The 6,286-nt window shown below is 76.8% G+C and carries 4 protein-coding genes; 1 reads left to right on the top strand and 3 read right to left on the bottom strand.

Annotated elements, in window-relative coordinates; all coding sequences use genetic code 11:
• Positions 1-151 precede the first annotated feature (151 nt).
• From SK069_RS07735 to SK069_RS07725, 3 genes are all read right to left on the bottom strand, one after another.
• A complete protein-coding gene (locus SK069_RS07735) occupies positions 152-1,240 on the bottom strand; it encodes a transglycosylase family protein (RefSeq protein ID WP_319953623.1) in 1,089 nt (362 codons plus the stop codon).
• A gap of 144 nt (positions 1,241-1,384) precedes the next feature.
• The gene (locus SK069_RS07730; protein ID WP_319953622.1) at positions 1,385-2,593 is read right to left on the bottom strand and encodes a PucR family transcriptional regulator; all 1,209 of its coding nucleotides are present in this window, start codon (positions 2,591-2,593) and stop codon (positions 1,385-1,387) included.
• Positions 2,594-2,936: 343 nt separating this feature from the next.
• A complete protein-coding gene (locus tag SK069_RS07725) occupies positions 2,937-4,439 on the bottom strand; it encodes an aldehyde dehydrogenase family protein (RefSeq protein ID WP_319953621.1) in 1,503 nt (500 codons plus the stop codon).
• A gap of 217 nt (positions 4,440-4,656) precedes the next feature.
• On the opposite strand from SK069_RS07725, the gene SK069_RS07720 reads away from it, so the two are divergent.
• Positions 4,657-6,231: a GAF domain-containing protein gene (locus SK069_RS07720; RefSeq protein WP_319953620.1), complete on the top strand. Its 1,575-nt coding sequence runs from the start codon at positions 4,657-4,659 to the stop codon at positions 6,229-6,231.
• Positions 6,232-6,286 lie beyond the last annotated feature (55 nt).

The raw sequence follows: 6,286 nt of genomic DNA, 5'->3' as shown, positions 1-6,286 counted from the left end.
AACGGGGACTGGGCCTCAACCCGTGATGCCGACCATGGCGGCAGGGTGGGCGGGGCCAGGCTCAGGGGAACGGGGACTGGGCCTCAACCCGTGATGCCGACCATGGCGGCAGGGTGGGCGGGGCCAGGCTCAGGGGAACGGGGACTGGGCCTCAACCCGTGATGCCGACCATGGCGGCACAGTCCCAGTTCCCCGCGCCCGCTCCGCCGTTCCACAGCTTGGCGGCGAGCCGGTCCTGTTCGGCCTTCGGGGCCTGGTAGGCGTTCGGGGTGCTGCCGCCGAGGGCCTGCCAGGTCTGCGGCATGAACTGGTAGTAGCCCGACGCGCCGGCACTGTTGGGCGGGTGGTTCACGCCGCCCGACTCGCACTGGACGATCGGCCACGGGATCGCCCACGGTCCGCCGGAGGACGCGCCCCCGCCGCCGCCACCACCGGAGGAGGCGGCAGGCGTCGTGTACTGGCGCGCCGCGGCACGCTGCTGGGCCTCGAGCCGGCTGAGGCTGCGCTCGGCGCGCCGGCGGCCGGCCCGGGTGTTCGAGAGGGCGGCACGCCGCGCGTCGCGGGCGCTGGCCAGCGCCGCCCGGCGCTGCTCCAGTCCGGCGGTCATCGACTCGATCGCGTCCCGCTGGGCGGCGACGCGCCGGGCCTCGCGCTGCTGATCGGTCCGCAACCGGTCCAGGCGCCGCTCGTCGCCGACGGCCTGGTCGCGGGCGTCGCGGACGCCCGCGACGATCAGGGTGTCGCGCTGCTGGACGCGCTTGAGGAAGTTCAGCCGCTCCACGAGGTCGCTGAACCCGCGGCTGGAGAGCACGACCTCGACGAGGTCGGGCTTCTCGTAGGCGTAGCGGGCGCGCAGGACCTCGGCGAGGATCTCGCGACCCTCGGACAGGCGCCGGCGGAGCCGCACGAGATGCGCGCGGGTCGCGCGGAGGTCGCCCTCGGTGCGCGCGAGCCGCGACTGGGCGGCGGTGCTCTGCGCGCGGACGTCCGCCAGCCGCCCCTGCGCGGCGGCGACGGCCTTCGCAGCGGTCCCCTCGAGGGCCTCGAGCCGGGCCACGGTCGAGCTGAGCTGCTGCTCGCGGCCGCGAGCCCGATCGATCTCGCTGCGCAGGCCGCTGGTCGTCCGCGCGTCGCCCGCCGTCGGGAACAGCAGGACGACCGCGGCGAGGACGGCCAGCAGCAGGACGGGCGCGGCGACGGCGAGCACGCCGACGGGACGGGGGCGACGGAGGTGAGTCATGCGACGGGGAGGGCCGAGGCGGCAGATCGGCCCGGGGCCTGCGAGAGGCCCGACTGCGGCGCAGCAGCCTACGCCGCCCCGGTCCGGATGCCGAGCGCTGCACGCCATCCTGCGGGGAGAGCCGCCCGTCGGCGGCCGACCGGATCAGCGTCGCTCGCCCCGTCGCCGCAGCGCGATCTCCAGGCGGAAGCGCCCGTCCGGGTCGTCGAGCGCCGCGTCGCCGAGCACCTCGCGCAGCCGCGCGAGCCGATACCGGACCGTCTGCGGATGCAGGTGGAGCTCCTCGGCCATCCGCGGGCCGTGCCCGCGGTGGTCCAGCCACGCCCCGAGGGTCTCCAGGTGCCGGGCGCGGCGTCCCGCCGGAAGCGCGTCGAGCGGGGCGAGGACGCGGTCGGCGAGGTCGTCGGCGGCCGCGGCGTCGGCGTGCACGACGAGCGCGTCGAGGTGCGCGCCGGCGTCGAGCGGCCAGGCGCCGTCGGGGCCGAGGCCCGCGCGGTCCAGGGCCAGCAGCGCGTGCGCGTGCCGGAAGGACCGGGAGACCCCCGACCAGCCGACCCGGGGCCCGAGGACCGCGCCGGCGTGCCCGGCCAGCGCCTCGCGGACCCGCCGGACGACCGGGCCGTCGTCGGGACGGGCGGCGGCGGGCACGAGCGCCACGGTCAGGTCGTCGCGCTGCGCCGCGACGACCGTCGGGTCCACCCGCAGGAGCAGCCCGGGGCCGTCGGCGGACGCGACGACGGCGACGACGACCTCGGCCGGTGGCTCCCAGCCGAGCCGCTGCGCCGCGGCGGCGATCGCCTCGGGGTCGGCGGGCGGGTCGGCGGCGACGAGCCCCACGAGCAGGTCGCGGGAGCGCTGCGTGGCGCCGGCCCGCAGCGACTGCTCCTGTGCCCAGCCCTCGACCGACAGGGCGCTGAGGCTGTGGATGTAGGCGAAGATCGCCTCGCCGAGCGCGATGAGCGTCTCGTCGTCGACGTCCTGCTCGCGCGCGGCGTCGCCGAACCGGCGCCACGCGACGCGCGCCCCGCAGCGGAAGGCCGCCTGCAGCGCGTCGACGGTCCGTCCGGCACGGACCTCGCCGCGGCCGAGCTCGCGCATCATCCGCGATCCGTCGGGCGGCTGCGAGTCGTCCTCGATGAGGCCGACGAACTCGCCGAGCGCGAGCTCGACGCCGACCCGGATCCGCTGCCCGAAATCGCCGCCGAAGGGCCGTCGGTACTCGTCGACCTCGGCGCGGATGACCGCGATGATCTCCTCGGCGACGGTCGGCAGGATCGGACGCAGGGCGGCGGCCAGCGACGTCGGCAGCGCCGCGATCCGCCCGTGCGCCTCGAGCGCGTCCTGCCCAGCCATCACCGGTCATCCTACGCGCGTCGCGCTGAAGGACGGCGACGGGCACGGGTCCCCGGCACGGGAATTCAGCACCTCGCGCGGAGACGCGCCGGGAGACGCCGAACGGCGCGACGGTCCGCGGAGGACCGCCGCGCCGGGGCGGGCGTCCCGCGACCCGAAGGGGCGCGCGGGACGGCTCGGCGGCGGACGGAGGAGACGGTCCGTCGCCGAGGGCTGGTGGGCGGCCGGCCTCGCCGTTGCCCGAGAGACGCTCCCGATCCGGGAGGCTCCGGCCGTCCCGGGCCCGGCCGATGCCGGTGGCCGGGGCGGTCGCCTCGTCGAAGCCCGGGACGGGAGCCGGCGGTCACAACCCGACGATGACCGACTTCGTCTCGAGGTAGTTGTTCAGGACCTCCTCGCCCATCTCGCGGCCCCAGCCGGACTGCTTGTAGCCGCCGAAGGGCAGCTCGGCCGAGAACACGTGGTACGTGTTGACGTGGACGGTGCCCGCCTGGATCCGCTTCGCGAGGCGGTGGGCCTTCGTGATGTCCTTCGTCCACACGCCGGCCGCGAGGCCGTAGTGCGAGTCGTTGGCCTGGCGGGCGAGGTCGTCGACGTCCGAGAACGGCAGCGCGGCGATGACGGGCCCGAAGACCTCCTCGCGCACGATGGCGTGGCTCGCGTCGGCACCGGTGATGACCGTCGGCTCGACGTAGTAGCCGGGCCGGTCGATGGCGTTGCCGCCGGTGGCGGCGCTCGAGCCCTCCTCCTGGCCCTTCTTCAGGTAGCCCGTGACCCGGTCGAACTGCTCCTGCGAGACGAGCGGGCCCATCTCGGTCTCGGCGTCGAGGCCGTAGCCGACCTTGATCCCCTTCGCGGCGGCGGAGACGCCCTCGACGACCTGGTCGTAGTGCTGCTCGGCGATGTAGAGGCGCGAGCCGGCCGAGCAGACCTCGCCCTGGTTGAAGAAGATGCCGTGCGCGGCCCCGGCGATCGCAGCGTCGACGTCGGCGTCGTCGAAGATGATGTTCGGCGACTTGCCGCCGAGCTCGAGCGACACCCGCTTGAGGTTGCCGGTGGCGGCGCGGGCGATGATCTTGCCGACCTCGGTCGAGCCGGTGAACGCGATCTTGTCGACGTCGGGGTGCTCGGCGAGCGCGGCACCGGCGGTCTCGCCGTAGCCGGGGACGACGTTCAGGACGCCGGCCGGCACGCCGGCCTCGAGGGCCAGCTCGCCGAGCCGCAGCGCGGAGAGCGGCGTCTGCTCGGCGGGCTTCAGGACGATCGTGTTGCCGGTCGTCAGCGCCGGGCCGATCTTCCACGCGGCCATGAGCAGCGGGAAGTTCCACGGGATGACCTGGCCGACGACGCCGAGCGGCTCGCGCAGCGTGTAGGCGTGGAACTCGGCCTCGGGCAGGTACGGGACCGACGGCGTGACGGTGCCGCCCTTGATCTTCGTGGCCCAGCCGGCCATGTACCAGAAGAGGTCCGCGGCGAGGGCGACGTCGGCGGCCTGCGCGACGGCCTTCGGCTTGCCGTTGTCGAGCGAGTCGAGCTCGGCGAGCTCCTCGGCGTGCTCCATGACGAGGTCGCCGAGGCGGTGGATGATGCGGCCGCGCTCGGAGGGCGAGATCCGCGACCACGGACCCTCGAAGGCGCGTCGGGCGGCCTTCACGGCGCGGTCGATGTCCTCCGCGTCGCCCTCGGCGACGGTGGCGAGGACCTGGCCGGTGCCGGGGTCGATCGTCTCGAAGGTCCGGCCCGCGGCGGCGTCGACGAGCTCGCCGTCGATCAGGAGCCGCTTCGTGCCCTGCAGGAAGCCGGCCGCGGCCTGGGCGGTCGGGGTGTCACTGAGCGTGGTGGCCATCTGGGTCCTCTCCTCCGTGGGTGCCGGCACCGCCGGCGGGGGCGTCGGTCGGGGCTCGGCGTCCGCGTCACCCCGTCGAGGCGACCGTACGCCCGGCCCCGTTGCCGCCACGTTGCCGGAGACGAGCGGCAACGCGCCAAGAACGTGCGCCGGAGGCCTGGCCGTCCGCATCGTTCCCGCGCCCGTCGCGCGCGGGCGTAGGGTCGGCATCGGAGAGATGCGCAAGCCGACCGACCCGTGGATCGCCGTCGAGGCCGTCGCGGACCCCGTCCGCCACGCCCTCCGGCTCGCGCGCGCCCACGAGACCGCTCGCTCGGGCCGGCGCGTCGCCGAGCAGGTGCGCGAGGTCATCGATCGCTCCTGGCAGCGCTCGGCGGCCGCCGGCGTGGACCCGGCCGTCGATCGCGCGCCCGTGCGGCTGGCCGCCGACGCCCTCGAGGAGCGGCGACTCGCCCATCCGCTGGCCGACGTGCGCGACCTCCTGCGTCGTGCGCTGCGCGGCATCGGCGGCGACGCCGAGCACCTCGTCGCGCTGAGCGACGACCGCGGCGTCCTGCTGTGGGTCGACGGGGAGGACGGCGCGCTCGAGCTCGCGGGCGCCGAGATGGGCTTCGCCGCGGGCGCCGACTGGAGCGAGGCCGGCGCGGGGACGAACGCCGTCGGCACCGCGCTCGCGGAGGACCACGCCGTCCAGATCTTCAGCGCGGAGCACTTCCGCCCCGCCGTCCACGGCTGGACCTGCTCCGCGGCGCCGATCCACGACCCCGAGACCGGGCGCGTCCTCGGCGTGCTCGACGTCACCGCCGACCTGCGCACGATCGACGCGCGCACGCTCCCGTTCCTCGCCGGCGCCGCGCGTGCCGCCGAGGCGGCGCTCCTCGCCCGGATCCGGCGGCGCGACCAGCGCCTGCGCGACCGGGCCCGACGCCGGCCCGCGGGCGCCCCCCGCCCCGCGATGGCGCTCAGCCCCGGTGGGCGCGTCGTGCCCCTGGAGGGCGGCGCGCCCGCGCCCGCCGAGGCCCCGGAGGCCGGGTGGCGGCTCGCCGTCCCGGCGACCGGCGGCCCGGTGCTCCTGCCCGACGGCCGCCGGGGGCACGCCGAGCCGGCCGGCGCCGACGGGTTCCTCGTGTACCCCGAGGCGACGCGCCGCGACGAGCGACCGCGCGTGAGCCTCCGCCTGCTCGGCACGTCGAGCCCGCTCGCCGGGGTCGGCACGCCGAGCGACGGCCACGGCCTGCCGCCGCGGCACGTGCCGCTGAGCCGCAGCCACGCCGAGGTGCTCGCGCTGCTGTCCGTGCATCCCGAGGGCCTCTCGGCGGAGCAGCTCGCGGTGCTCCTGCACGGCGACGCGGCGAACGACAGCACCGCCCGCGCGGCCTGCTCACGCCTGCGCACGCGGCTGCCCGGAGCGCTGCTGACCCGCCCCTACCGGCTCGCCCCGGCGGTGACGAGCGATCTCGTCGAGGTGCGAGGGCACCTCGCGAGCGGCCGGCTGGCCGAGGCCGTCGACGCCTACCACGGGCCGCTGCTGCCGTCGTCGACGGCGCCCGGCGTGCGGGACCTCTCCGAGGAGCTCCACGCGGAGCTGCGCGGGGCGCTGCTGGAGGCCGGCGACGCCGACGCGCTGGGATCGTGGTGCGCCCGCCCGCACGGGGCCGACGACCTGCTCGCCGCCGAGGCGCTGATCCGCGCCCTCCCCCACGGCGATCCGCGTCGCGGGGCCGCCGCCGGGCGCGTCGCCGCGCTGCGCCGCCGCCTCGGGCTGCCGCGCCTCGCGAGCGCGACCTCCTGATCCCCGAGCGCGCGGCGGGCTGCCCGCGCTGCCGCCGCCGGGCGGCTCGCGAGGG

It is taken from the genome of Patulibacter brassicae, assembly GCF_033949425.1.
Taxonomy (GTDB): Bacteria; Actinomycetota; Thermoleophilia; order Solirubrobacterales; family Solirubrobacteraceae; genus Patulibacter; species Patulibacter brassicae.
The sequence above is the reverse complement of the archived record's forward strand: the minus strand, read 5'-3'. Positions and strand labels throughout refer to the sequence as shown.

What these genes read in the sequence shown, in the direction of transcription:
- SK069_RS07730 (WP_319953622.1), bottom strand. Translation starts at nt 2,593, where the DNA reads ATGGCTGGGCAGGACGCGCTCGAGGCGCACGGGCGGATCGCGGCGCTG.
- SK069_RS07725 (WP_319953621.1), bottom strand. Translation starts at nt 4,439, where the DNA reads ATGGCCACCACGCTCAGTGACACCCCGACCGCCCAGGCCGCGGCCGGC.
- SK069_RS07720 (WP_319953620.1), top strand. Translation starts at nt 4,657, where the DNA reads ATGCGCAAGCCGACCGACCCGTGGATCGCCGTCGAGGCCGTCGCGGAC.
- SK069_RS07735 (WP_319953623.1), bottom strand. Translation starts at nt 1,240, where the DNA reads ATGACTCACCTCCGTCGCCCCCGTCCCGTCGGCGTGCTCGCCGTCGCC.